The sequence below is a fragment of the Caulobacter sp. HJHS_5 genome (assembly GCF_056683955.1).
The window spans coordinates 58,840-81,351 of sequence record NZ_JBWZNC010000005.1 but is presented as its reverse complement, the minus strand read 5'-3'; the positions used below and the strand labels follow the sequence as shown (position 1 = coordinate 81,351).

The window sequence follows — 22,512 nt, the reverse complement described above, 5'->3', positions numbered from 1 at the left end:
CCGGGTGCGGGGCTGGGGGGCTGCTGCAACGGGGGCGCTGCTCGCCGCCCTGATCGCCTTCGCCAGCCCGGCGATGGCGGCGCCTGCCGCCGCCGGGCCGTTCGCCAGTTGGGCCGCCATCGTCGTGGCCGGCGATTTTCACGCCCACTCGGGCGGGACCACCCAAGCCTTCGACAACGCCCGCCGCGACGTCGCCGCCAGCCTCGTCAAGCGCATGGGCTTTTCGCGGGAGAACCTCCGCACGTTTTCGACGCGGCCCAAGCTCTACGCCGACAAGCCGGGGGCCTCGGATATCCGCAGCGTCTATCGGGGGCTGGCCGATGTCGCCGACAAGGCGAAGGACGGCTGCCTCATCTATTTCACCTCCCACGGCGCTCCGAACGGCGTGGTGCTGGGCGACGAAATCGTCCCGCCGGGGGTGATGAGCCGCATGGTCGACAGCGCCTGTCCCGATCGCCCCGCCATCGTGGTGATCTCGGCCTGTTTCTCGGGGGTTTTCGTGCCGGTCCTGGCCGGCGCCCAACGCATGATCCTCACCGCCGCGCGGGCGGACCGCGCATCGTTCGGCTGCGGCGAAAGCGATAGATACCCTTACTTCGACGATTGTTTTCTCAGCTCCGCCCCTCAGGCGCGCGATTTCCTGGATCTGGGGGCGGCCGTGCAGGTCTGTGTCGCCCGCAAGGAAGAGGAGACCGGCGCGACCCCGCCGTCCGAACCCCAGCTGTGGGTGGGCGGCGGCCTGAAGCCGATGCTGCCGCTTTATGGGTTCCCGCCGGGATGAAGTTCCGCCTTTCCGCCATTCTCTGCGCTCTTGTGGCCACCCTCGGCTTCGCCGCGCCCCTGGCCGCGCAGGAGCCCGCGCCGGCCACGCCAAACCGGCCCATCCCGTACACGGTGCTCCGCCCGCAGGCCCGCCGCGCTCCGCCGCCGCCTCCGGCGGCGACGCCCGCCGCGGCGCCTCCGACGGCGCCGGTCGCCGCTGGCGCGCCGGTCGTCGCCCCTCCGTCGCCGCTTGGCCCCACCGACCCCGCCGTCGAGGCTTTCGTCGACGGTCTGGCGCGCGACGCCATGGCTGCCGACCATATAGCCGGCATGGCCGTGGCCGTGGTGCAGAACGGCCGGGTGACCCTGGCCAAGGGCTATGGCTTCGCCGATGTCGGCGGCGGGCGCCGGGTCGATGGCGAACGGACCCTGTTCCGCCTCGGTTCGATCTCCAACACCTTCACCTGGCTGTCGATCCTCAAGGAGGTCGAGGCCGGCCGCATGCGGCTGGACGCCCCGATCAACCTCTACCTGCCGCAGCGTCTGCAGATTCCCGACCAGGGCTTCGACCGTCCGCTGCGCGTGCGCGACCTGATGGACCACACGGGCGGCTTCGAGGATCGCGGCCTTGGTCAGCTCTATCAGCGCGATCCCGCCCGCATGCGTCCCCTGGCGCTCTGGCTGCGGCAGGAGCGGCCGCGCCGCGTGCGTGAGGCCGGCGAGGCCACCGCCTACTCGACCTATGGCGCGGCCCTGGCCGGTCAAGCCGTGGCCGAGGTGACGGGCCTGCCGTTCGAGCGTCTCGCCGCCGAACGCATCCTCGCCCCCGCCGGCCTGCGCCGCACCACCTTCCGCCAGCCCAACCCCGGCAAGCCGGGCGTCGCCGCGCCGATGGATCTCGGCCTCGCCGCCGGCCTGTCGCAGGGCTACCGCTGGGTCGACGGCGGCTTCCGCGCCCAGCCGTTCGAGTTCGTGGAGGCCACGCCCGCCGGCGCCGCCTCGTCCACGGCCGCCGACATGGGCCGCTACATGCGCCTGATCCTCGCCGGCGGCGCCGTCGACGGCGTCACGGTCTACGGGCCTCGCGCGGCGCAGATGCTGGCGACGCCGCTCTGGCGGCCGGCGCCGGGATTGGCCGGCTGGCGGCACGGCTTCATGGACGAGCCGCTCCCCGGCGGACGTCTTGGCCTCGGCCATGAGGGCGGCGCCACCCTGTTCAACGCCAACATGGTGCTGGTCCCCGAGCTTGGGCTGGGCGTCTTCGTGGCGACCAATACCGATACCGGCGCCGGCGCGGCCGCTCGAATTCCGGCGGCGCTGGTCGAACGTTTCTACGGCCCGGCCCCGGCCGCGCCGCCCCAGGGCGATCCCTCGCTCTACGCGCGGCGGGCGGTCTACGAGGGGCGGTTCCTGTCCACCGTGCGGGCCTATGGCGGTCTTGAGGGCTTCATCAGCGGCCTGTTCCGCGCCGGCCTCGTCGTGAAGGCGACGCCGGACGGGTTTCTCACCACGCGCGGCCAGGGGGGCGTGCGCCGCTGGGCGCCGGTCAGCGAGACCGAGTTCCAGAGCGTGGACAGCGCCGCGACCCTCAGCTTCGCGCTGCAGAACGGCCGCGCCGTGCGTATTCTCGGCGCCGCCGCCACCGGCGAGCGGGCGCCCTTCTGGTTCCAGCCGGCGCTGCTCACCCTCCTGACGGGCGCCGTCGGGGCCGCCGCCCTCGCCGCCCTGGGCGCGCCGTTGCTGCGCGACCGTCGCGAGTTCCGCCAGGCCCAGGTGCAGGCCCAGGTCGGCGCCATGCAGACCACCCAGTCGGTGCTCTGGCTGATCGCCTTCGGCGCCTTCGCCATCTGGGCGACGGGCGCCAACGACCTGCAGCGCCTGGTCGACGACTGGCCCGGCATCTGGCTCCTGGTGGCCTCGACCTGCGCCTTCGTCGCCTCCCTGCTGGCGGTCCCGGTTCTCGCGCTCTTGCCCTGGGCCTGGCGCGGCGGCCGGCGGGTCGACAGCTGGACGGTCGGCCGCAAGCTGCGCTTCACCTTCACGGCACTGCTGTTCGCCGGATTCTCGGCGGTCCTGCTGATGACCGGCGCGCTCGCGCCCTGGAACGCCTGAGTTCGAGCCGTCTCGCGAACGCGCCGACCTAGCCCAGCTTCCGCACGCGGATCGCGATCCGCTCGCGTTCGCCCGGCAAACGCTCGACCAGCAGGCGCGCCACCTGGGCGTCGTCGTGGAAGGCGTAGCCCTTGATGGAGTCGAGCAGGGCCTTGGCCAGGTTGTCGAGGTCCAGCCACGGCGGCTCGCCGACGTACTCCATGGTGATCTCGACCGAGAACTCGCCCCAGGCCGGGCGTGAGCCGCGCCAGGCCTTGCGGAAGAATTCATAGATCAGCGGCTTGTAGTACTTGGCCTGGGTGGTCAGTCCGTCGACCGTTACCTCCAGCAGCCCGTTCGCCTCGCGCGCACGAACTTTTCCGTGCGACGTCCAACCGTCGTCGTTCATCGTATCTCCCACGGACCGCAGGAAATCCGCGCCCGGACCGTAACCAGTTCGCCCTCCCGAGCGAATAGGTGTTTGAGCGCCACCCGACGGCGGACCATAGTTTTGCGCCGGTCGAGGCGCATAAGGCTCTGATTGTGGAGAACGGATCATGCTGACACGTCGCCTGCTGCTCACCGGAGCCGCCACCGGCTTGGCGGGGCTCGCGGCCGGCCAGGCCTTCGCCGCCGGCGGGGCGACCAAGGTGAGCTATTCGGACGCGGAATGGCGCAAGCGCCTGACCCCCGCCCAGTTCGCCGTCCTGCGTCAGGAGGCGACCGAGCCGCCGGGCTCCAGTCCGCTGAACAAGGAACACCGCAAGGGGGTATTCTCCTGCGCCGGCTGCGCCACGGCCCTGTTCGATTCCAAGACCAAGTTCGAGAGCGGCACCGGCTGGCCCAGCTTCTATCAGCCGATCGGCCCCCAGGCGGTCAGCACCGGCCTCGACCGCTCGATGGGCATGATCCGCACCGCCGTCTCCTGCAAGACCTGCGGCGGCCACCTCGGCCACATGTTTCCGGACGGCCCCAAGCCCACCGGCCTGCGCTATTGCATGAACGGCGTCGCCATGACCTTCCGGGCGACCTGACGCGGCCATGACCCTGCTGCTGCTCGCCTACCTCGGCGGGGTGCTGACCATTGTCAGCCCCTGCGTCCTGCCCGTGCTGCCGTTCGTCTTCGCGCGGGCGGACCGGCCGTTCCTGCGCAATGGCCTGCCGATGCTGGCGGGTCTGGCGCTGGCCTTCGCCGGCGTCGCCACCCTGGCGTCGGTGGCGGGGGGCTGGGCGGTGCAGGCCAATACGGCGGGCCGCGTCATCGCCATGGTGCTGCTGGCGGGCTTCGCCCTGACGCTGCTGCTGCCGGGGCTCGCCGATCGTCTCAGCCGGCCGCTCGTCGCGCTCGGCGCACGCCTGTCGCGGGACGCGGAGGGCGAGCACAGGGGCGGCGTCGGCGCATCGGTGCTGCTCGGCCTCGCCACCGGTCTCCTTTGGGCCCCCTGCGCGGGTCCGATCCTCGGCCTGATTCTCACCGGGGCGGCGCTCAACGGCGCCAATGTCGGGACGGCGGCGCTGCTGCTCGTCTACGCCCTTGGCGCGGCCACCTCCCTGGCCCTGGCGCTGCTGGTCGGCGGCCGGGTGTTCGCGGCCATGAAGCGTTCGCTCGGCGCGGTCGAATGGCTGCGGCGGGGCCTCGGCGTGGCGGTGTTGCTGGCCGTGGTCGCCATCGCCTTCGGCCTCGACACCGGCTTCCTGACCCGCGTCTCCCTCGCCGGCACCACGGCGATCGAGCAGGGGCTGGTGAAGGCGCTCGGCGGCGACAGGAACGCCGCGCCTCAAAACGCGATGACCGGCCCCGCCATGAGCGGCCCCGCGATGGGCGTCGCGATGACCGGCGGCGGAGCCATGACCGGCGGGTCCGCGATGACCGGGGGCTCGGCCATGACCGGCGGCGCCATGATGGCCGGCCCGTCGATGGGCGGCGGCGCGGGCGCGCCGATGGAGACCCTGCCTTCGCTGGCCGGCGCCACGGGCTGGCTGAACAGTCCGCCGCTCACGCCCCAGACCCTCAAGGGCAAGGTCGTCCTGGTCGATTTCTGGACCTACTCCTGCATCAACTGCCTGCGCGCCCTGCCTTATGTGAAACGCTGGGCCGAGCGCTACGGCCCACAGGGGCTGGTGGTGATCGGCGTCCACACCCCCGAATTCGCCTTCGAGAAGCGCGAGGCCAACGTCCGCAAGGCGGTGAAGGATCTCGGCCTCGACTACCCCGTCGCGCTCGACAACGACTATGGCGTCTGGCGCGCCTTCAACAACAATTCCTGGCCGGCGCACTACTTCTTCGACGCGGAAGGCAACCTTCGCTACCAGCACGTCGGCGAGGGCGAGTACGAGCGCTCCGAGGCGATGATCCGCGCCCTGCTGGCCGAGCGGAACGGCGCGCCCGTCACCGGCGATCTCGTCGGCGCCGCGGGGCAGGGCGTCCAGGCCGCGGCCTCCGACGCCGCGGTCTCGCCGGAGACCTATCTCGGCTACGGCCGCGCCGAACGCTTCCTGTCGCCGGGCGGCCTGAAGAACGACGCCTCCGCGACCTATCGCACGCCCATGGCCTATCCGCTCAACGGCTGGGCCTTCGCCGGCCCATGGCGCGTCGGCTCCGAGCAGGCGACCAGCGGCGGCGCCGGCGCGCGGGTGGTTTTCCGCTTCCGCGCCCGCGACCTGCACATGGTGCTCGGTTCGGCCGACGGTCGTCCGGTGCGCTTCCGCATCCGCGTCGACGGCCGCGCGCCGGGCGCCGACCACGGCCTCGACGTCAACGCCGCGGGCGAGGGAACGGTCGGCGAACAGCGGCTCTACCAACTGGTCCGGCAGCGCGGCGGTGCGGCGGAACGCCTGTTCGAGATCGAGTTCCTCGGGGCGGACGCCCAGGTCTTCACTTTCACCTTCGGATAGGCGCACGCCGGGTGGAAAACGCGGCCGTGCAGGGCTAAACCGCGCCAGATTTCTATCTGGAGCGCCTATGTCCGCCACCCGCACCGAGACCGACACCTTCGGCCCCATCGAGGTCGCCGCCGACCGCTACTGGGGCGCCCAGGCGCAGCGGAGCCTCGGCAACTTCAAGATCGGTTGGGAGAAGCAGCCGCTGCCGGTGGTGCGGGCCCTGGGTATCGTCAAGCGCTCGGCCGCCGAGGCCAACCTCGCGCTCGGCAAGCTGGATCCGAAGCTGGCCGAGGCGATCGTCGCCGCCGCCAACGAGGTGATCGAGGGCAAGCTCGACGACCACTTCCCGCTGGTGGTCTGGCAGACCGGCTCGGGCACCCAGTCCAACATGAACGCCAACGAGGTGATCTCGAACCGCGCCATCGAGATGCTGGGCGGCGAGATGGGCTCCAAGAAGCCCGTCCACCCCAACGACCACGTCAACATGAGCCAGTCGTCGAACGACACCTACCCCACGGCCATGCACGTGGCTTGCGCGGAAGAGGTCGTCCACCGCCTGCTGCCGGCCCTGGTGAAGCTGCGCGACGCCCTCGGCGCCAAGGCCGAGGCCTGGAAGGACATCATCAAGATCGGCCGCACCCACACCCAGGACGCCACTCCGCTGACGCTGGGCCAGGAGTTCGGCGGCTACACCCAGCAGCTGACCAACGGCATCGAGCGCATCGAGCAGACCCTGCCGAAGCTGATGCAACTGGCCCAGGGCGGCACCGCCGTCGGCACCGGCCTCAACGCCCCGGTCGGCTTCGCCGAGCTGGTGGCCGAGAAGATCGCCGGCGTCACCGGCCTGCCGTTCACCACCGCCCCCAACAAGTTCGAGGCCCTGGCGGCGCACGACGCCATGGTCTTCAGCCACGGCGCCATCAACACGGTGGCCGCCTCGCTGTTCAAGATCGCCAACGACATCCGCTTCCTCGGCTCCGGCCCGCGCGCCGGCCTCGGCGAACTGGCGTTGCCCGAAAATGAGCCGGGCTCGTCGATCATGCCGGGCAAGGTCAACCCGACCCAGTGCGAGGCCATGACCCAGGTCTGCGCCCAGGTGTTCGGCAACCATTCGACCCTGACCTTCGCCGGCAGCCAGGGCCACTTCGAGCTGAACGTGTTCAACCCGGTGATGGCCTACAACTTCCTGCAGTCGGTCCGCCTCGTCGCCGACGCCGCGATCAGCTTCACCGACAACTGCGTGGTCGGCATCGAGCCGCGCGTCGACAACATCAGGAAGGGCGTCGAGAACTCGCTGATGCTGGTCACGGCCCTCAACGGCCGTCTCGGCTACGACGCCTGCGCCAAGATCGCCAAGACCGCCCACAAGAACGGCACCACCCTGCGCGAAGAAGCCGTCGGCGGCGGCTACCTGACCAACGAAGAGTTCGACGAGTTCGTCCGCCCGGAGAAGATGATCTCGCCGGGCTGAGGCCAAATGGCGCTAGGGTCGTCGAAGCCAGGCGGGCAGCCGCCTGGCGACACCTCTTCAGGAGCACGCGATTGACCGGTCTCGCCATCCTCGCCTCCGTGCTGGCGGTCGTTTTCTTCGGCCTGTGGCGGGCGGCCGATGAGAAGGTGATGGCGACCAAGAGCCGGGTGCCGGGCTCGCCCATTCCGTTGAAGTCGATCCAGGACGTCGATCCGCTGTTCGCCCTGACGCGGTTCGGTCCCTCGCGGCAGACCGAGGTCGCCCACATCGCGGCGGTGCATGTCGAGGGCGGCATTTCGGACCTCGAAAGCTGGATTCTCTGCAACCTCGCCAAGACCTCTCGCCGGGTCTTCGAGTTCGGCACCGCCACCGGCAAGACCACCTATCTGATGGCCCGCAGCGCGCCGGACGCGCGGATCACCACCATCACCCTGCACCCGGACGACATCGGCTCCGACCAGCACGCCAAGGGCGACGACAAGGCCTTGCAAGTCGCGGCCCACCGCGAATCCGCTTTCGCCGAGTTCCTCTACTCGGGGACGGATGTCGAGCCGCGTATCGAGCAGCTGTTCGGCGACAGCAAGCGCTTCGACGAGACGCCCTACGCCGCCGCCTTCGACCTGATCTTCGTCGACGGCGCCCATACCGAGAGCTACGTCCGCAGCGACACCGCCAAGGCCATGGCCATGCTGGCGCCCGGCGGCTGGCTGGTCTGGCACGACTACGTCGGCCGGAAGACGCCCGGCGTCTTCAGGGCCCTCAACGAGCTGTCGACGCGGCTGCCGCTGATCCGCGTGAAGGGCACGACCTTCGTGGTCTACCGCAAGCCGGCCTAGCGGACCGGCACGACCGCCTTGCCGATCGGGGCCAGGGCGATGCCGGCCAGCTGCAGGTCCTTCAGGGCGAAGGGGATGCCGATGATGCTGATGAACTCGGCGACGGCGAGCAGCAGGTGGGCGAGGGCGATGTACCAGCCGCCCAGCACGAACCACAGCACGTTCAGCACGCAGCCGACCGGACCCGTGCCGAGGTCGCCTTGGCCGAGCACGCTACGGTCCACGATGTCCTTGCCGTAGGGCCAGAAGACGAAGCCGGCGATGCGGAAGCAGGCGCCGGTGTAGGGCAGGCCGATGATGGTGATGGCCAGCAGCACGCCGCCGAGCAGCCACAGCAGTCCGGCCGCCCAGCCGCCGGCGATGAACCACAGAATGTTCAGCACCAGACGGATCAGCGGCATCGTCAGGCCCGGCGGCTGACGGCGAAGTCGGCGAGGGCCTCCAGGGAATCCCGCCACTCGCCGGCCGGGAAGACGGCGAGATCGGCCTTGGCGGCGTCGGCGTAGTCGCCGGCGAGGTCCAGGCTGGCCTCCAGGGCGCCGGTGGCGATCATCAGTTCGCGCACGCGCTTGAAGTCGGCCTCGTCCTGTTCGCGGCGCCCGACCGTGCGCTCCCAGAAGGCGGCCTCGCCGCGGCCGCCGCGGGCGATGGCCAGCAGCAGGGGCAGGGTGGCCTTGCCCTCGCGGAAGTCGTCGCCGGCGTTCTTGCCCAAGGCCTCGGCCGTGCCGCCGTAGTCGAGCACGTCGTCGGCCAGCTGGAAGGCGAGGCCGAGGTTCATCCCGAACGAGCGCAGGGCGGCGGCCTTGGCAGCGTCGGTCCCGGCCGACACCGCGCCGCTCTCGGCGGCGGCGGCGAACAGCTCGGCGGTCTTGGCGCCGATGATCTCCAGATAGACCGACTGCGGCAGGTTGAGGTCGTGGCTGCGGGTCAGCTGCAGCACCTCGCCCTCGGCGATCACGCGGCTGGCGCGGGCCAGAATCTGCAGCGCCTGCAGCGAGCCGGTCTCGACCATCAGCTCGAAGGCGCGGGCGAACAGGAAGTCGCCGACCAGCACGCTCTGCGGCGCGCCCCAGATCAGGTGGGCGGCGACCTTGCCGCGACGCAACTGGGAGCTATCGACCACGTCGTCGTGCAGGAGCGTCGCGGTGTGGATGAACTCCACGGCCGCGGCCAGGCGCAGGCAGTGGGCGTTGTCCGAGCCGGCCAGGCGCGCGGCGGCCACGGTGATCAGCGGACGCAGACGCTTGCCGCCGGCGGTGATCAGATGCTCCGCCAGGGCCGGGATCAACGGCACGTCGCTCTGCATCCGATCGAGGATCAGAGCGTCCACGCCAGCCATGTCGACGGCGGCCAGCCGCAGCAGGCCGTCCACCGATCCGGGGTCGCGCAGGCGGGGCGCCGTCGCTGCCTCCAACTGGCCGCTCCTTGTACTTGCGCCGCGTCGATGCGACGGACGTTCCCCGAGGGGATAGGTGACGGTTAGATCGGGCGCAAGTTGGACGAGCACAAGAGCCCTGGGGCAAGCGAGAATTCCGTCCTCGGCGGGGCCGTGCGGCTGCGCCAGGCCGAGCGCGGATACCGCGCGGGGATGGACGCCGCCCTGCTGGCCGCCGCCTGCGACACGGGCCGGCGGGTGATCGAGATCGGCTGCGGCGTCGGCGGGGCGCTGCTGGCGGCCGCGCACCGGCGGCCGGACGCCGCGTTCGTCGGCGTCGAGCGCGATCCGGCGGCCCTGGCCCTGGCCCGGGAGAACATCGCGCTCAACGGGATGAAGGATCGGGTCGAGGCCGTGGCGGGCGATGCGGCGGCGGGGTTCCGGGCGCTGGGGCTGGAGCCGTTCGACGCGGCGATGAGCAACCCGCCGTTCTTCGACGACCCTGCCAGCCTGCGGGCGCCGGCGGCGGAGAAGGCCGGGGCCTGGATGGCCGACGACGGACTGGCGGCCTGGACGAGCTTTCTCACCAAGGCGGTGCGGGAAGGCGGGGCGATCACCGTGATCCACCGGGCCGACCGGCTGGCGGACCTGCTGGCGTTGCTCGCGCCGAAGGCCGGATCGTTCCGGATCAGGCCGGTCGCGCCGTTCGCCGACGCGCCGGCCAAGCGGGTGATCGTCAGGGCGATCAAGACGGGGAAGGCTCCCTTGGTGTTGTTGCCGCCGCTGGTGCTCCACGAGCGTGATGGGGTCGCCAAGCATACCGTGGAGGTCGAGGCGATCCTGCGAGGCGAGGCGGTGCTGGGCTGGGTGTAGCGGCCGGGTTTGTTCCTGAGATTCAGCTGTCACCCCCACCCCTGACCCCTCCCCCTTCAAGGGAGAGGGGAAAAACCAAGGTAGCCGCCGCCTACGTCGACTTCGGACGCCTCAGTCCTCCCCGTACTGCTGCAGGGCTTCCAGGCAGAGCTGGAGGCCGGTGAGGTCGGTGAGCGGGTCGGCGACGACCAGGAACAGGCGGCGGGCCTCGGCCCAAAGCATGACGGTCTCGGGCAGGCCGAGGTCCTCGACCAGGCAGCCGTCGGGGTCGCGCAGGCCGTCGGGCGTGGCGTCGAGGCCCATCCAGGCTTCGACGCGGCCGGCGTATTCGGCGTGCTCCTCGGCTTCGATCACCATGTAGGCGAAGACCGGCTTGCCGAGGCCCGCCAGCACGCCCGCCTCGAAGGCCGCGCCCGGGTCGGCGCCGACGCCGCGCCAGGGCGTCAGGTTGACGATCGCCGCGTCGGCCTTGCGCAGGCGGGCCAGGCGGTCGGCGTACATCTCCCGCGCCATGATCTCCGAGGCCTCGGTCTCGGTCAGCGGCTCGGGCTCCAGGAGCACGAAACCGGCGGCCTCGACCATCTCGCGCCGCCGCAGGCGGTGGGCGGCGGCGTCCGGGTACCAGTCGTCCGGACCGGCGAGGTGGATCTGCCGGACGCGCTTCATACCCCTACGGCGCCGCCGGGCCGCGGCCGAAGTACTTGAAGAACTCGCTGTCGGGCGAGAGCACCATGGTGGTGTCGCCCTGGCCCAGCGAGGCCTCATAGGCCTGCATCGAGCGGTAGAAGCGGGCGAAGGAGGGGTCGCGGCCGAAGCTGCCGGCGAAGATCTGGGCGCGGCGGGCGTCGCCCTCGCCGCGGATCTTTTCCGACTCCTCGGTGGCCTGGGCGACGATCTCGCGCTTGCGGCGCTCGCCGACCGCGCGGGTCTCGGTCGCCTGCTGCTGCTGGGCCGTCTGCATGCGGCGGAAGACGTTCTCCTGGTTCTCGGTCGGCAGGTCGGCGCGCTTGATCCGCACGTCGATGATCTGGATGCCGAGACGGCTGTCGGTCGCGCGCTGGGCCACATCGTTGCGGATGCGGGTCATCAGGGCGGCGCGCTGGCTGGAGACGATGTTCTGGCTGGCGGCGCCGCCGAGGATCTGGCGCAGCGACGAGTTGGCCAGCGGCTGCAGGCGGGCCTCTGCGTTGGTCTGGTTGCGGAGGGTCCGGTAGTACTGCAGCGGATCGCTGATCCGGTAGCGGACATAGGCGTCGACCACGAGCCGGTTGTTGTCGGCGGCGATGATCTCTTCCTGGGCGGCCTCGAGGATCAGGTTGCGCTTGTCGAACTGGACGACGTTTTCCAGGAACGGCGTCTTGAGCTTCAGGCCCGGTGCGCCGTTGGGGGCGGCGTTGACCACCCGCACCGGCTCGCCGAGGCGCAGGATGATGGCCTGGTGGGTCTGGTCGACGATGAACAGGCTGTTGGCCAGAACGACGATGGCCGCGAAGGCGACGACGCCCCAGATGAGGAGGCGGCGGTTCATCGGCTCACTCCCGTGCTGCCGGTCGAAAGGCGCGGCTGGCCGTCGACGGTGACGGAGCCGGAGGTGGTCGCGGCCCCGGCGCGGGCGGCGGCGCCGGCGCGCGGACGGAAGACGTCGGGCGGCAGGATGATCGGGGCGCTGGCGCCCTTGCCGTCGATGACGACCTTGTTCGACTTCTCCAGCACGCGCTGCATGGTCTCGATGTAGAGGCGGTCGCGGGTGACGCCCGGGGCCAGGCGGTACTGCTCATAGACCGAGTTGAAGCGGGCGCTTTCACCCTCGGCCTCGCGGACCACCTGCTCGCTGTAGCCGATGGCGGACTGACGCTGGCGGGAGGACTCGGCCTGGGCTTCGTTGATCGAGGACTCGGCGTCCTGCTTGGCCTTCTGCAGGTCGCGGTAGGCGGCGACGACCGGGCCGGGCGGATCGGAGTTGCGGATCTGCACGTCCACCACCTCGACCCCGGCGCGGTAGCTGTCGAGGATGCCCTGCATCAGGATGCGGGCCTGGGTCTGCACCTGGCCGCGGCCGTTGCTGAGGATGGGGGCCAGGGGGGTCTTGCCGACCACCTCACGCATGGCGCTCTCGGCCACCGACTTCACCACCGCGTCGCGGTCGGCGAGGTTGAAGACGTAGTCGGCGGCGCTCTTGACGCGCCACTGCACCGAGAACTGCAGGTCGACGATGTTCTCGTCGCCGGTGAGCATCAGGCTCTCTTCCGGCGCCGAGGCGTCGCTGACGCCGCCGATGTCGACCCGGTTGAGGCTGGTGACCGAGACCTTCTCCACCGACTCGAACGGGGCGGGCAGGTGGTAGCGCAGGCCGGGCGTGGCCGAGCGGGAGTAGGCGCCGAAGGTGGTGACCACGCCTTCCTGATCCGGCTGGACGATATAGAGGCCGGAAAGCGCCCAGAGGGCCACGGCCGCGCCGGCGACGGCGGCCACGGCGCCGGGCTTCACCCCGCCGGGACCGCCGAAGAAGTTGCGGACGCGATCCTGCGCGTCGCGCATGAAACTATCGAAGTCGATGTTGGGACCGCCGGGGCCGCCCATTCCGCCGCCGGGCCGGCGAGGGCCGCCAGGGCCGCGTCCGCCGCCGGAACCGGGGCGGCGCGAGCCGCCGTTATCGTCCTTGCCCGGATCGCCCTTCGGGGGAGAGCCCCAGGGGCCGGGATTGGCGTTGTCGTTCCAAGGCATGCCGCGTCGTCGTTTCCCAAGGTCTGCTGAGCGCTTGTAAAACGGCGCCGTCACGCGGATATGAGACGCCCCGTCCGGCGACGCAAGTTGAACAGCGCAATGCCCACCCCCGAGACAGACTTCGTCACCGACGCCGAGGCGGCCCGAAAGGCCCTGAACACGGTGGTCGATCCGGCCAGCGGCAAGGGCCTGGCGGACGCCGGATTGGTGCAGGGCCTGGTGGTGCGCGGCGGCCGCGCGGGCTTCGTGCTGGAGGTTCCGGCCGGGGAGGCCGCGGCTTACGCCCCGGTGCGCGAGGCGGCCGAGCGCGTGCTGGCCGCCCTGCCGGGCATAGACGCCGCCCAGGTGGTGCTGACCGCCTCGACTCCCGCGCCGGGCGCGACCCGGGTGCGCAAGGGGGCCAAGGTGGCCGACGACCCGCAGGCCGCCATCCACGGCCCGCCGCCGGAGGCCGTGCGCCCGCCGCACGTGCGCCGGGTGATCGCGGTGGCCAGCGGCAAGGGCGGGGTGGGTAAGTCGACCGTCTCGGTGAACCTGGCCTGCGCCTTCGCTCGCATGGGGCTGCGCGTGGGCCTGCTGGACGCCGACGTCTATGGCCCCTCGGCCCCGCGGATGATGGGGACGGACGGCGAGCCGGCCTTCGAGGACGGCAAGCTGCAGCCGCTGAGCGCTCACGGCGTGAAGATCATGTCGATGGGTTTCATCGTCGACGAGGGGCGGGCGATGATCTGGCGCGGGCCGATGGCCAGCAGCGCCGTGCGCCAGATGATCGGCGACGTGGCCTGGGCCAGCGAGACCGAGCCGCTGGACATTCTGGTGGTCGACCTGCCGCCCGGCACCGGCGACGTGCAGCTGACCCTGGTGCAGAAGCTGAAGCTGGACGGGGCGGTGGTGGTCTCGACCCCGCAGGAGGTGGCCCTGATCGACGCCCGCCGCGCGGCGGCGATGTTCGGCAAGACAGCGACGCCGATCCTGGGCGTGATCGAGAACATGGCCTGGTTCGCCGACCCGACGACGGGGGCGAGACTGCCGATCTTCGGGACCGGCGGGGCGGCGCGCGAGGCCGAGGCCCTGGGCGTGCCGCTGCTGGCTGAGGTTCCGCTGGAGATCGCCATGCGCGAGGGCGGGGACGCGGGGCGGCCGCTGGTGGTGAGCCAGCCGGAAGCGCCGTCCGCGAAGGCGCTGGCCGGGGCGGCGGAGACGTTGTGGAAGGTGATCAGGTAAGGTGCGCTCCTTTCCCCCTCGAAGGGGGAAAGGTCGGGATTGGGGGTGGAGGCGGGTCAGCCTCCGGTGGGTTTGCCGGATGTGCGGGAGTCACCCCCACCCCTAGCCCCTCCCCCTTCAAGGGAGAGGGGAATGTAAGCGGCGCCCCGACCTTCCCGCTCGCCACCTCTTCCCGCGCCCAGGCCTCGTTCGACAGCCGCCCCCAATCGGGCTCGACGCCGAGTTCGGCGCAGACGTGGGCGACGATCTCGCTCATCGGACGGGCGAGGATGTCGGCGAAGGACTCGCGGTCCTTCAGGCATTCGCTGGCTTCGCGGATCAGGCGGTCGCCGCGTTCGGTCTCGCCGGCGGCGTCCTCGCGGAGGATGTCGGTGAGCGCCTTGGCGATCTCGTCCTTGCGGACGCGCTCGGGAGAGGGGGGCGAGGACGGGGCGGGGGGCGCGAAGGCCTCGGCCACGCGGGCCGAGAGGGCGGCGGCGCCACCCGCGCGGCGCATGCGATCCACGAGGTCGTTCTGCAGGGCGAAGGTGAGGCGGACGGCGCGTGAGGCGCGGGCGAAGGACAGGACGACGGCGTCGGCGCCGGGCGCGGCGCTGTTGCGACGCGGAACGTCCGGCGCGGCCTCGGCCTCGTGGGCCATGCGGCCGAGGCCCTCGATGATCTGCATGCCGATGTCGGCGATGCGCTTGAGATCGGCCACCTGGATGTCGAACAGCTCGCGCGCGACCGTCTCGACGCGCTCGGAGAGCGTATCGGGACTTTTCGCGGCGGCGGCTTGCGTTTCCATGTCAGAACAAATAGAGAACAAAATGGGCGAACTGTCAAGGTGACCGCAGCCGTGAGGCCTGTTGCGTATTGAAAATTACAAACGTACATTGATTTACGTTTGTAGCGTCAATCGAGCTTGGAATGCCGACGCGCCGCCTTCTTCGAATGGTCCTGGCGTCCAGGCTGGCCGGGCTTCTGCCGGCGGTCGGCTTGAGCTGCCTGCTGCTGTCGATCGTGCCGCTGAGCGTCGGCCTCGCCACCTGGATGTCGGTGGAACAGCTGCGTCGCGACTGGACGGTGACGGGGCCGAGGTGCCGCGAGCTGGCGGCGGGCGATCCGGTCGGGGCGGCCTACGACCTCAAGCAATCGTTCGCCTACATGGGCGCGGACTTCGCCTACCACACGGGGGCGGGCTACTGCGCCGACATCCCCGAGCGGGGCCTGCTGACCGCCGCCACCTATCAGGTCTGCCAGTTCAACAACGCCGGGGTGCTGCGGGTGCGGACGGCGAGGGGCGCCTACGCCTTCGGGCCGTTGGCGGGGCATCGGGTGACGGTGGCGGTGCGACGGGGCGAGGTGGGGTGTGTAGTTGGCGGCTGGTGGGGGACGGTGGGCGGGCGGCGGTGGTGACTGCTCTCCTGGGCGATGGAGGTCGCGCGGCCTAGCGCTTGGCTGGGAGAGCGGAAACGCCAGGCCACGTCTTCCCCGTCTGGAGCGGGGCGTGGCGCAAACTCCGTAGGGCGATGGACGTTCCCGCTATGCGCGGGCGACCTTCAGTGTTCCAGCCGGGGCGGGGGCCAGCAATTCGGCCTCGTTCGGGGCGCCAGACAACCACGCGGCCCACTGCGGCGGTGTGAGAACGACCACCTGACGCTTGTGATAGGGCGCGACATCGGGACCGGGTTCGCAGGTCAGCATGGTGAAGGCCTCGCCGCCTTCCCAACTGTGGATATGCCCCGCGATGGCGAACAAATCGTCGTCTCCGTAGGTGAAGACCCATTTGGTTTTACGCTTCTCGCCGGGTTCGGGATCGGTGAATTCGTAGAAGCCATCGGTAAGCACCAAGCACCGTGTAGCCTGTTTGAAGCTCCGTCCTTCACTGCGGAAGTTATATACCGGCCTGCCCTGCGGGCCGGGCCAGCTCCAACGCATCTCCGACACCTCGGCGCCGCCCTCGCGGGGCCGAGCGACCGGTGAGTGGTCCGTGATGCGGATGCTTTCGCGCGGCTGCATATTGGTCGCTGCTTCCGCCCATAGTGGAATGCGCAGCTGACCGAACTCGCCCTTCAACTGGTCGAGTGACTTTCGGATACGGTGTTCATTGCACATCGGCGCATCCCGTCGCGAGAAAGCTCAATCATCGACCCTTTTGAGATCCGCCTTGTACCAGCGCATCAACTCCTCGATCCGTTGCTGAGGTTCATCGGCGAAGTATTCCAACAGGGCGGGGGCTAAGGCAGCGCTGTAACGCGAGAGAACCTGCGTACGCGCTTGCGCGGAGGGGGCGGCCAAGGCTTCCCAAAGAACCGCCTTCGCCGTGACGGCGGCAGGCCGATCACCCGAACCGGCGATGAGCGGCAGCATAGCGTGCAACTGGGAGGCTGCGATCATCACCTTATAGCTGTCCGCGTCGCCGGGCGGGCGGGCATGGCGCGCTTCAAGACGCGGCGGCTCGCCGGGGTTGGCGATCCAAGCGAAGTCGAGAGCGGCGACACCGCGCTCGATGAGGCCTTTCCAGTCCTTCATTCGCGATACCTCGTTAGCGCCCTCTGCGTGCGTTGGACCATCTCGGCCTCCGAAACCCAGGCGTGGGTTTGAGGGTCGATGGCGCCTGGACCGGGCGCCTGTTCTACAGCGCGCCAGTAGGACCAAGGTTTGCTGGCGACCTGCTCCATGATGAACCAGGCGCTGTCGCCTTCGAACGGCGGCACGTTCTGCGTTTCCACGAACGTTACGGTGTGCCGCCGCCCTTTCGGGGCGCCTGGGAAGGTGAAGTGCAAAGTGCGGCTGGTCGGATCGTGACGGCGTTCCCGCACGCGGGTCAGTTGCTTCACTGCCCGCCCGATGACGCGCTCCTTCGGCGGGGGCCAGGTCATAGGAACTCGACCTTCCCCGCGACATCGCACTTGCTGCATTTGAGCATGTCGGATGCGTGGGCCGGTCCCGTTCCATAGCCGAGCAGCCTGACCGCCTTGCGATTGGACCAAGTAACAGTGCGGCCGCAGGCGCGGCATCGGATACGCAGGTACGGCTGCTTGCCGACTTGCTCGGGGAAACAGGGCATTCGTGGGCGACCTCCGCGCGAACAAACGCAGAACATACGGTCGCGGGTCAATGGCTAGGGCGTCGCCGAACGGTGGTTAGCTGTGGATGGCGTCCGGGATTGGTGGCGTCTTACGCTGTGCATTTCGCCCAATACCGATCAAATATGGAAACGTGATTCCTCAGCTGCCGCCGGATCTCAGGCGCGCTAAGCTCCCTCGCCGCCCGATATGCGTATTGAACGAAGTTTCGGTCATCGCCCCAATGCGTAAAGCGGCCAATCAATACCCTTTTCCTCAATGATGCGGCCGGAATTCCATTGGCTTTAGCTGCTCTGATATACGATTTAATATTGGATTTCATTCTAGCATAAAAGTTCTTAACGCTTGATGGTCTTATTAGTATCCTTTTGCCATCGAACGTGAAGCCTAGGTATTGTAGAACTTCTCCCGCTGAAGTAACCTGTCCATGCGAATTCGAGAAGGATGTTCGGCAGGTCTTGGACGGATTTATCTTTAGGCTGTTCCTGCGAAGAAGCTCCTCGCAAAAACTTACGGCTTCCTCGGCCTCGCTGTCACCAGGGCACACGATCGCAATATCATCGCTATATCGCCGATAAGACCCGCCCAATCGGTCGAGGCGGTCTTTCATTTTCCGATCTACGTCTAGCATGTAGACGTTAGCTAGCAGCCCGGATAACGGCGTGCCCTGTGGTATGCCAAATTTATTGGTATTAGACTTTATCAGGGGGCGAACCTTGTCCCTAAAGTCTTTCGTATTGCAAATCCGCTTCCCGCGAATTCTTCCTAGTGTTGCCTCAACATCTTTTCGGTCGACCCATTCGTGTTGAGTTAATCGACGGAATATTTTGTACCAGTCGCCTGGAAGGCGCGGTTCATCGAGCGTATGGGTAAGCATCCTGTGTAAATGTTTGTGGTCGAGGTTGTCGAAGAAGCCGGTGATATCTAAACAGTAAACGACGCAGTGTCCTCGCGTGATAATTTCATCAAATAGGGATTTCGCAAAAGGTACATTGTAGCCTATGTCGCTTCGATACGCCAGAACGCACGACGATATGTCATAAGCGTCAAGTATTTTCTCATAACTCTGAGATAAATACTGGGAGTAGGTGGCGTAGATGGCGGAGTCGGTATGCGACGCGTAGCGAATGTCCCGCGCCTTTTCCTTCGGCAGCGGTGGGAATACACTAAAGTCCATCTTCCGCGTCACGCGCTGATAGCCGAGTAGCGGCAGAAACGAGTGCGTGACGACGGCATCGCCTTCGATGGCGAAGTGTCTTAGGTCCGCTTCCGTTAGGGGGTCATCAAAGTGCGCGTAGCGGCGCGGCTTTAGTGCTTTTGCAGTTACGCGCCGGGGGAGGGTGCCGTTCAACCCGTTTGTTCCCCCGGCTGCATTACTCAGAATGTTCCGGCAGCGCCGGCCACGGCTTCAACATTGTGGCGTATAATCGCGACGCCGATCATGGAGATCACTCGATGTCCTTGGGACACGTCGTAACCTGGTGCAGGTACATCGTTCTTGTCGTAAACTTTGTCCTTGCGATCCTTAACCGAGTCCCCCTGAGTCCAGCGAACTCATCTCAGGGCACCTGCCATTTGGTGTGATTCGCTGCAAAAGGCGAAGGGGTGGTTTAACAAATGGTAAAGGGTGAGGCCTTGGCGCAACAGTAGAGCTAGGCCGCCCTCCACTCCTCCCCATCCGACGCTTCCGTCCGCACCCTCGGCGCATTGTCATTGACCGCCCGGTCGCGAGGCGTGCTCGGCGGCCGGCGGACCACGCCCAGCACCACCGCCTTCGCCCGCGCGGCGAACCATTTCACCCGCACCATCGAGGCCGCCCAGCCGATGGCGATGGCGGCTTCCATGCACATCGTCATGTCCAGGCTCATGACCAGGGACATCTCGGCGACGCCGAGGAGGGCGAAGCCGAGGCCGACGCCGAGAGCGATGGTGAGGAGGATGAGGTGGCGGGGGGAGGGGGCGGCGGCCTTGATGGCGAGGTCGTCGAGGAGGGTGCGGTTGGGCGCGGTGCGGGTTTGGGCCGCGAGGAGGGCGAGGGCGGCGAGGGTTAGGGCGAGCATGGGGCTTCGCGTCGCTCGGGGCGTGGCCGGGGTTGAGGCCAGGCTTGGATATGGGGCGGGGGGCTGCCGCGCCAGCGCGGGATAAGAGGTGTGAGCGCCGGCTTGCGACGGGATGAACCGGGAGGCGCGGATAGGCCGCTGTCACCCCCATCCCTGCCCTTCCCCCATCAAGGGGGAAGGGTTCTTACTGAGCCGGCGGAGCCGTCGTCGCCACGCGCTTGGCGCCGGCGGGTTGGCCGGGTTTGAGGAACTTCACCAGGACGCGCTGGCCGATGAGGAAGGGAGCGCCGTCGGCGCTGACGACGACTTCGACGACGCGGTCGTCGGTGCGCTCGGTGGGATCGTCCGACTGCAGGCGGCGGGCGCCGAACATGGCGGCGCGGCGGATGACCTTGCCGACATAGACCTTGGAGCCGTCGCCTTCGGGGGAAAGCTCGACGGCCTGGCCGATGAACACCGAGGGCACCGAGGCTTCGCCGATCTCGGCGCGGACGATGCGGGCGGTGTTGGGCTCCAGGTCGAACATGGTGGAGACGTTGAGGGTGGAGGCGCCGGCGCCGGGGTTGGCGTAGCGGCGGACGATGACGCCGTCGGTCGGGGCGCGGATGATGGTGAGCTCGCGGCTGAACTCGGACTGCGAGAGGCGGGCCTGGGCGGCGGCGACGGCGGCCTGCTGGGCCTGGAGGGCGGCCTCGGCGGCGGCGATGTCGTCGTTGAGGCGGTCGAGCTGCTGGGCGGCGGCGAAGTTGGCGGCCTTGAGCTTTTCCATGCGGGCGTATTCGCGCCGGGCGGTGGCGATGCGGACGTTGGTGGCGGCGATGTCGGCGCGGGCCTTCATCAGGTCGGCGTTGGCGGTGGCGGCGGCCAGGCGCGGGGCGTCGTCCTCCTGGCGGGCGAGGACCTGGCCCTTGACCACCGACTGGCCCTCCTCGACCAGCACCTCGCGGACGACGGCGGCGGTGCGGGCGGCGACGGGGATGACCCCGCCCTCGACGTCGGCCTTGCCGTTGGCGATGGCGGCGAAGGGGGTGTCGGACGAGGCCTTGGCGGCCTCGGCGGCCTTGGCCTTCTGCGCCTTCTGCTGGCTGGAGAAGGCGGCGGCGCCGACGCCTCCCACCAGCAGGACGGCGATGACGACCCAGAAGGCGGGGCGGCGCAGGAAACGGGGCATCAGGTCTCTAGGCTCCGATAAGGCTGGGCGCGGCGGGGACCCCGGCCGGCGCCGTGCGCCGGTCGTCGAGGATGCGGCCGTCTTCGATATGGATGATGCGGTCGGCGTAGGCTTCCAGGCGCGGGTCGTGGGTGACGCAGATCACCGCGGCGTTGTGTTCCTTGGCGGCGCGCTGGAGCAGGCGGATGACGATCTGGCCGTTCTCGCCGTCGAGGGCGGACGTCGGCTCGTCGGCGAACAGCAGCTGCGGCTGCTTGGCCAGGGCGCGGGCGATGGCGACGCGCTGCTTCTCGCCGCCGGACAGCTCCAGCGGGCGCATATTGACGCGGGGGGCGAGGCCGACCTCGGCGAGGCTCTCCAGCGCCTGGGCGCGGGCGGCGGCCTTGTCGCGTCCGGCGTACTTGAGGACGGTGGAGACCTGCTCGACGGCGGTGAGGGCGGGGAACAGGTTGAAGCCCTGGAAGATGAAGCCGCAGTGGTCGAGGCGGAACTGGTCGATCTTGCCGGTGGGCAGGTCCCACAGGCGTTGGCCCATGGCGGTGACCTCGCCGGCGTCGGGGCGCAGCAGGCCGGAGAGGCAGGCGACGAGGGTCGACTTGCCGGAGCCGGAGGGGCCCATGACCATGGTCAGGTCGCCGTGCAGGGCCTCGAAATCCACGCCCTTCAACACCTCGATGGTGGCGGCGCGGCCGGTCTTGAAGCGCTTGACCAGGCCCCTGGCGACGAGGGCGGGCGAGCCGGGCGGGCGGTCGGTGAACTTGTGGCTCATCGCAGCAGGTCCGCCGGCTGGGACTTCTTCAGAATGCCGAGCGCCATCATGCCCGAGGCCATGGCGATGCCGACCAGGAAGACGGCGATGAAGCTGACCGTGGGGATGGGGAACACCAGCGGCAGGCCGAAGCCGGCGGCCAGCAGATAGACCCCGAAGGTGAGGACGGCCGTGGCGGCCAGGCCCGCGATGCCGACCCAGAACGACAGCTCCAGCACCGTGAGCTGCAGGTTCCCCATCGAGACGCCGAGGGCGCGGAGGGAGGCGAACTCCTTGATGTTGGCGAGGATGGCCGCGCGCAGGGTCTGGGAGGTGATCGAGATGCCGATCAGGAGGCCGAGGAACAGGGAGAAGCCGAGCATCACCCCGATGATCTGCTCCTTGAGCATGGCGCCCTGGTTGGCTTCCGAAAGCTCGGCGCGGGTCCAGGCGCGGTACTTGCCGTTGCTCTTGGCGTTGAGCTCGTCGCGCACGCGGACGGCGTCGGCGGGATTGGCGAGGCGGACCATCAGCGGGCCGATCTGCTCGCCCTCGGACGACTGGCCGAGCAGGCGCAGGGTGTCGCGCGACACATAGACCGTGCCCTGCATCATGTTCGGATAGCCGGTGATGATGTGGCGGATGGTGACCGTCTTGCCGCCGAGCGTGGCCTTGTCGCCGAGCTTGACCCCGAGGCGGCCCTCGGAGGTCTGGTCGATGACCACGGCGTAGGGCTCCAAGAGGGCGATGCGGGTGGCCTCGTCGAAGTCGGTGGGCAGGGTGACGGCTTGGGGCGCGGTGTCGACCGCGGTGATCTGCACGTACTCGCGCTTCTTCTTCTGCGCGCCGGTCGGCAGGTTCTGGAACATCAGGCCGCCGTTATCGAGGTCGGCCACGTCGACGACGCGGGGGTTCATATAGACCTGGGGCAGGATGCGGCGGGGCACGCCGCTGCCGCCGTTCATCAGGCTTTCGGCCTTGGGGCCCAGGACCATGACATCGGCGCGGGCGCGGTCGATCGAGGCGGTGAACGCCTTGCCGATGCCCATGAACATGCCGACCTGGGCGAGCACCAGCAGGCCCGAGAAGGCCAGGGCGACGACGGCGGCGAGGTAGCGTCGCCACTCGTAGATCAGTGTCGCCGAAGCCAAGGACATGGCGGCGTGGAGCTCCCCCTGAGAACGCCCGGTTGTGGCCCGCCAATACTCGCGGGCCAAGTTAAA

General features: G+C 69.1%; 24 protein-coding genes. 9 read left to right on the top strand and 15 right to left on the bottom strand.

Translation table 11 applies throughout. The annotated features are described in order from the left end of the window. Positions 1–4 precede the first annotated feature (4 nt). Positions 5–781, top strand: a complete 777-nt coding sequence (locus tag ACFLIT_RS10855; RefSeq protein ID WP_479911250.1) for a C13 family peptidase — start codon at positions 5–7, stop codon at positions 779–781. Next, positions 778–2,874, top strand: coding sequence for a serine hydrolase domain-containing protein (locus tag ACFLIT_RS10850; protein ID WP_479911249.1), 2,097 nt, complete (start codon positions 778–780; stop codon positions 2,872–2,874). The genes ACFLIT_RS10855 and ACFLIT_RS10850 overlap by 4 nt, the downstream gene beginning before the upstream one ends. A gap of 28 nt (positions 2,875–2,902) precedes the next feature. Here the strand turns inward: ACFLIT_RS10850 and ACFLIT_RS10845 are convergent, their stop codons facing one another. Beyond that, entirely contained in the window at positions 2,903–3,262 is a 360-nt protein-coding gene (locus ACFLIT_RS10845; RefSeq protein ID WP_479911248.1) for a RusA family crossover junction endodeoxyribonuclease, read from the bottom strand. 148 nt (positions 3,263–3,410) lie between these two features. Between ACFLIT_RS10845 and msrB the strand changes: the two genes are divergently transcribed. The 4 genes from msrB (at position 3,411) to ACFLIT_RS10825 (ending at position 8,043) form a co-directional block, all read left to right on the top strand. Further along, complete coding sequence (msrB, locus tag ACFLIT_RS10840) at positions 3,411–3,887, top strand: peptide-methionine (R)-S-oxide reductase MsrB (protein WP_479911247.1); 477 nt, start codon at positions 3,411–3,413, stop codon at positions 3,885–3,887. Positions 3,888–3,894: 7 nt separating this feature from the next. Then, on the top strand, positions 3,895–5,748 hold the full coding sequence (locus ACFLIT_RS10835) for a cytochrome c biogenesis protein DipZ (protein ID WP_479911246.1): 1,854 nt from the start codon (positions 3,895–3,897) through the stop codon (positions 5,746–5,748). A gap of 67 nt (positions 5,749–5,815) precedes the next feature. After that, entirely contained in the window at positions 5,816–7,207 is a 1,392-nt protein-coding gene (fumC, locus tag ACFLIT_RS10830; protein WP_479911245.1) for a class II fumarate hydratase, read from the top strand. 71 nt (positions 7,208–7,278) lie between these two features. Beyond that, on the top strand, positions 7,279–8,043 hold the full coding sequence (locus ACFLIT_RS10825) for a class I SAM-dependent methyltransferase (protein ID WP_479911244.1): 765 nt from the start codon (positions 7,279–7,281) through the stop codon (positions 8,041–8,043). On the opposite strand, the gene ACFLIT_RS10820 is transcribed toward ACFLIT_RS10825, so the two are convergent. Together ACFLIT_RS10820 and ACFLIT_RS10815 are read right to left on the bottom strand one after the other, a co-directional pair. Beyond that, positions 8,040–8,438: a YccF domain-containing protein gene (locus ACFLIT_RS10820; RefSeq protein WP_479911517.1), complete on the bottom strand. Its 399-nt coding sequence runs from the start codon at positions 8,436–8,438 to the stop codon at positions 8,040–8,042. The genes ACFLIT_RS10825 and ACFLIT_RS10820 overlap by 4 nt on opposite strands. 8 nt (positions 8,439–8,446) lie before the next feature. After that, positions 8,447–9,457: a polyprenyl synthetase family protein gene (locus tag ACFLIT_RS10815; RefSeq protein WP_479911243.1), complete on the bottom strand. Its 1,011-nt coding sequence runs from the start codon at positions 9,455–9,457 to the stop codon at positions 8,447–8,449. Between the two features lie 81 nt (positions 9,458–9,538). On the opposite strand from ACFLIT_RS10815, the gene ACFLIT_RS10810 reads away from it, so the two are divergent. Then, on the top strand, positions 9,539–10,291 hold the full coding sequence (locus ACFLIT_RS10810) for a tRNA1(Val) (adenine(37)-N6)-methyltransferase (RefSeq protein ID WP_479911242.1): 753 nt from the start codon (positions 9,539–9,541) through the stop codon (positions 10,289–10,291). 111 nt (positions 10,292–10,402) lie between these two features. Here ACFLIT_RS10810 and ACFLIT_RS10805 read toward each other — a convergent pair whose 3' ends face one another. Genes ACFLIT_RS10805 through hflK form a run of 3 tightly spaced genes read right to left on the bottom strand, consistent with a single transcriptional unit; the run spans position 10,403 to position 13,015 of the window. Next, positions 10,403–10,957: a nucleoside 2-deoxyribosyltransferase gene (locus ACFLIT_RS10805; RefSeq protein WP_479911241.1), complete on the bottom strand. Its 555-nt coding sequence runs from the start codon at positions 10,955–10,957 to the stop codon at positions 10,403–10,405. Between the two features lie 4 nt (positions 10,958–10,961). Then, on the bottom strand, positions 10,962–11,819 hold the full coding sequence (gene hflC, locus ACFLIT_RS10800) for a protease modulator HflC (RefSeq protein WP_479911240.1): 858 nt from the start codon (positions 11,817–11,819) through the stop codon (positions 10,962–10,964). Next, complete coding sequence (hflK, locus tag ACFLIT_RS10795) at positions 11,816–13,015, bottom strand: FtsH protease activity modulator HflK (protein WP_479911239.1); 1,200 nt, start codon at positions 13,013–13,015, stop codon at positions 11,816–11,818. The genes hflC and hflK overlap by 4 nt, the downstream gene beginning before the upstream one ends. Positions 13,016–13,114: 99 nt before the next feature. Here hflK and ACFLIT_RS10790 point away from each other — a divergent pair, with 99 nt between their 5' ends. Continuing rightward, positions 13,115–14,239: an Mrp/NBP35 family ATP-binding protein gene (locus ACFLIT_RS10790; protein WP_479911238.1), complete on the top strand. Its 1,125-nt coding sequence runs from the start codon at positions 13,115–13,117 to the stop codon at positions 14,237–14,239. On the opposite strand, the gene ACFLIT_RS10785 is transcribed toward ACFLIT_RS10790, so the two are convergent. After that, the gene (locus tag ACFLIT_RS10785; RefSeq protein ID WP_479911237.1) at positions 14,232–15,026 is read right to left on the bottom strand and encodes a hypothetical protein; all 795 of its coding nucleotides are present in this window, start codon (positions 15,024–15,026) and stop codon (positions 14,232–14,234) included. The two genes, ACFLIT_RS10790 and ACFLIT_RS10785, sit on opposite strands and share 8 nt — an antisense overlap. A 122-nt stretch (positions 15,027–15,148) precedes the next feature. Here ACFLIT_RS10785 and ACFLIT_RS10780 point away from each other — a divergent pair, with 122 nt between their 5' ends. Further along, entirely contained in the window at positions 15,149–15,637 is a 489-nt protein-coding gene (locus ACFLIT_RS10780; protein ID WP_479911236.1) for a hypothetical protein, read from the top strand. A gap of 126 nt (positions 15,638–15,763) precedes the next feature. On the opposite strand, the gene ACFLIT_RS10775 is transcribed toward ACFLIT_RS10780, so the two are convergent. The 8 genes from ACFLIT_RS10775 to ACFLIT_RS10740 all read right to left on the bottom strand — a co-directional run bounded on the left by ACFLIT_RS10775 (position 15,764) and on the right by ACFLIT_RS10740 (position 22,446). After that, on the bottom strand, positions 15,764–16,336 hold the full coding sequence (locus ACFLIT_RS10775; RefSeq protein ID WP_479911235.1) for an SOS response-associated peptidase: 573 nt from the start codon (positions 16,334–16,336) through the stop codon (positions 15,764–15,766). Positions 16,337–16,360: 24 nt separating this feature from the next. Continuing rightward, positions 16,361–16,753 carry a hypothetical protein gene (locus ACFLIT_RS10770; protein ID WP_479911234.1) on the bottom strand — a complete coding sequence of 131 codons (393 nt, stop codon included), beginning with the start codon at positions 16,751–16,753 and terminating at the stop codon, positions 16,361–16,363. Next, entirely contained in the window at positions 16,750–17,103 is a 354-nt protein-coding gene (locus ACFLIT_RS10765; RefSeq protein WP_479911233.1) for a hypothetical protein, read from the bottom strand. The genes ACFLIT_RS10770 and ACFLIT_RS10765 overlap by 4 nt, the downstream gene beginning before the upstream one ends. Positions 17,104–17,401: 298 nt before the next feature. Next, positions 17,402–18,661, bottom strand: coding sequence for an antiviral reverse transcriptase Drt2 (gene drt2 / locus ACFLIT_RS10760; RefSeq protein ID WP_479911232.1), 1,260 nt, complete (start codon positions 18,659–18,661; stop codon positions 17,402–17,404). Between the two features lie 301 nt (positions 18,662–18,962). Beyond that, a complete protein-coding gene (locus ACFLIT_RS10755; RefSeq protein WP_479911231.1) occupies positions 18,963–19,370 on the bottom strand; it encodes a hypothetical protein in 408 nt (135 codons plus the stop codon). A 184-nt stretch (positions 19,371–19,554) separates the two neighbouring features. Continuing rightward, positions 19,555–20,541: an HlyD family secretion protein gene (locus tag ACFLIT_RS10750; protein WP_479911230.1), complete on the bottom strand. Its 987-nt coding sequence runs from the start codon at positions 20,539–20,541 to the stop codon at positions 19,555–19,557. Between the two features lie 7 nt (positions 20,542–20,548). Continuing rightward, on the bottom strand, positions 20,549–21,310 hold the full coding sequence (locus tag ACFLIT_RS10745; protein ID WP_479911229.1) for an ABC transporter ATP-binding protein: 762 nt from the start codon (positions 21,308–21,310) through the stop codon (positions 20,549–20,551). Then, positions 21,307–22,446 carry an ABC transporter permease gene (locus ACFLIT_RS10740; protein ID WP_479911228.1) on the bottom strand — a complete coding sequence of 380 codons (1,140 nt, stop codon included), beginning with the start codon at positions 22,444–22,446 and terminating at the stop codon, positions 21,307–21,309. The genes ACFLIT_RS10745 and ACFLIT_RS10740 overlap by 4 nt, the downstream gene beginning before the upstream one ends. Positions 22,447–22,512 lie beyond the last annotated feature (66 nt).

What these genes read in the sequence shown, in the direction of transcription:
- ACFLIT_RS10850 (WP_479911249.1), top strand. Translation starts at nt 778, where the DNA reads ATGAAGTTCCGCCTTTCCGCCATTCTCTGCGCTCTTGTGGCCACCCTC.
- ACFLIT_RS10845 (WP_479911248.1), bottom strand. Translation starts at nt 3,262, where the DNA reads ATGAACGACGACGGTTGGACGTCGCACGGAAAAGTTCGTGCGCGCGAG.
- msrB (WP_479911247.1), top strand. Translation starts at nt 3,411, where the DNA reads ATGCTGACACGTCGCCTGCTGCTCACCGGAGCCGCCACCGGCTTGGCG.
- ACFLIT_RS10835 (WP_479911246.1), top strand. Translation starts at nt 3,895, where the DNA reads ATGACCCTGCTGCTGCTCGCCTACCTCGGCGGGGTGCTGACCATTGTC.
- fumC (WP_479911245.1), top strand. Translation starts at nt 5,816, where the DNA reads ATGTCCGCCACCCGCACCGAGACCGACACCTTCGGCCCCATCGAGGTC.
- ACFLIT_RS10805 (WP_479911241.1), bottom strand. Translation starts at nt 10,957, where the DNA reads ATGAAGCGCGTCCGGCAGATCCACCTCGCCGGTCCGGACGACTGGTAC.
- hflC (WP_479911240.1), bottom strand. Translation starts at nt 11,819, where the DNA reads ATGAACCGCCGCCTCCTCATCTGGGGCGTCGTCGCCTTCGCGGCCATC.
- hflK (WP_479911239.1), bottom strand. Translation starts at nt 13,015, where the DNA reads ATGCCTTGGAACGACAACGCCAATCCCGGCCCCTGGGGCTCTCCCCCG.
- ACFLIT_RS10790 (WP_479911238.1), top strand. Translation starts at nt 13,115, where the DNA reads ATGCCCACCCCCGAGACAGACTTCGTCACCGACGCCGAGGCGGCCCGA.
- ACFLIT_RS10785 (WP_479911237.1), bottom strand. Translation starts at nt 15,026, where the DNA reads ATGGAAACGCAAGCCGCCGCCGCGAAAAGTCCCGATACGCTCTCCGAG.
- ACFLIT_RS10780 (WP_479911236.1), top strand. Translation starts at nt 15,149, where the DNA reads ATGCCGACGCGCCGCCTTCTTCGAATGGTCCTGGCGTCCAGGCTGGCC.
- ACFLIT_RS10775 (WP_479911235.1), bottom strand. Translation starts at nt 16,336, where the DNA reads ATGTGCAATGAACACCGTATCCGAAAGTCACTCGACCAGTTGAAGGGC.
- ACFLIT_RS10770 (WP_479911234.1), bottom strand. Translation starts at nt 16,753, where the DNA reads ATGAAGGACTGGAAAGGCCTCATCGAGCGCGGTGTCGCCGCTCTCGAC.
- ACFLIT_RS10765 (WP_479911233.1), bottom strand. Translation starts at nt 17,103, where the DNA reads ATGACCTGGCCCCCGCCGAAGGAGCGCGTCATCGGGCGGGCAGTGAAG.
- ACFLIT_RS10755 (WP_479911231.1), bottom strand. Translation starts at nt 19,370, where the DNA reads ATGCTCGCCCTAACCCTCGCCGCCCTCGCCCTCCTCGCGGCCCAAACC.
- ACFLIT_RS10750 (WP_479911230.1), bottom strand. Translation starts at nt 20,541, where the DNA reads ATGCCCCGTTTCCTGCGCCGCCCCGCCTTCTGGGTCGTCATCGCCGTC.
- ACFLIT_RS10745 (WP_479911229.1), bottom strand. Translation starts at nt 21,310, where the DNA reads ATGAGCCACAAGTTCACCGACCGCCCGCCCGGCTCGCCCGCCCTCGTC.
- ACFLIT_RS10740 (WP_479911228.1), bottom strand. Translation starts at nt 22,446, where the DNA reads ATGTCCTTGGCTTCGGCGACACTGATCTACGAGTGGCGACGCTACCTC.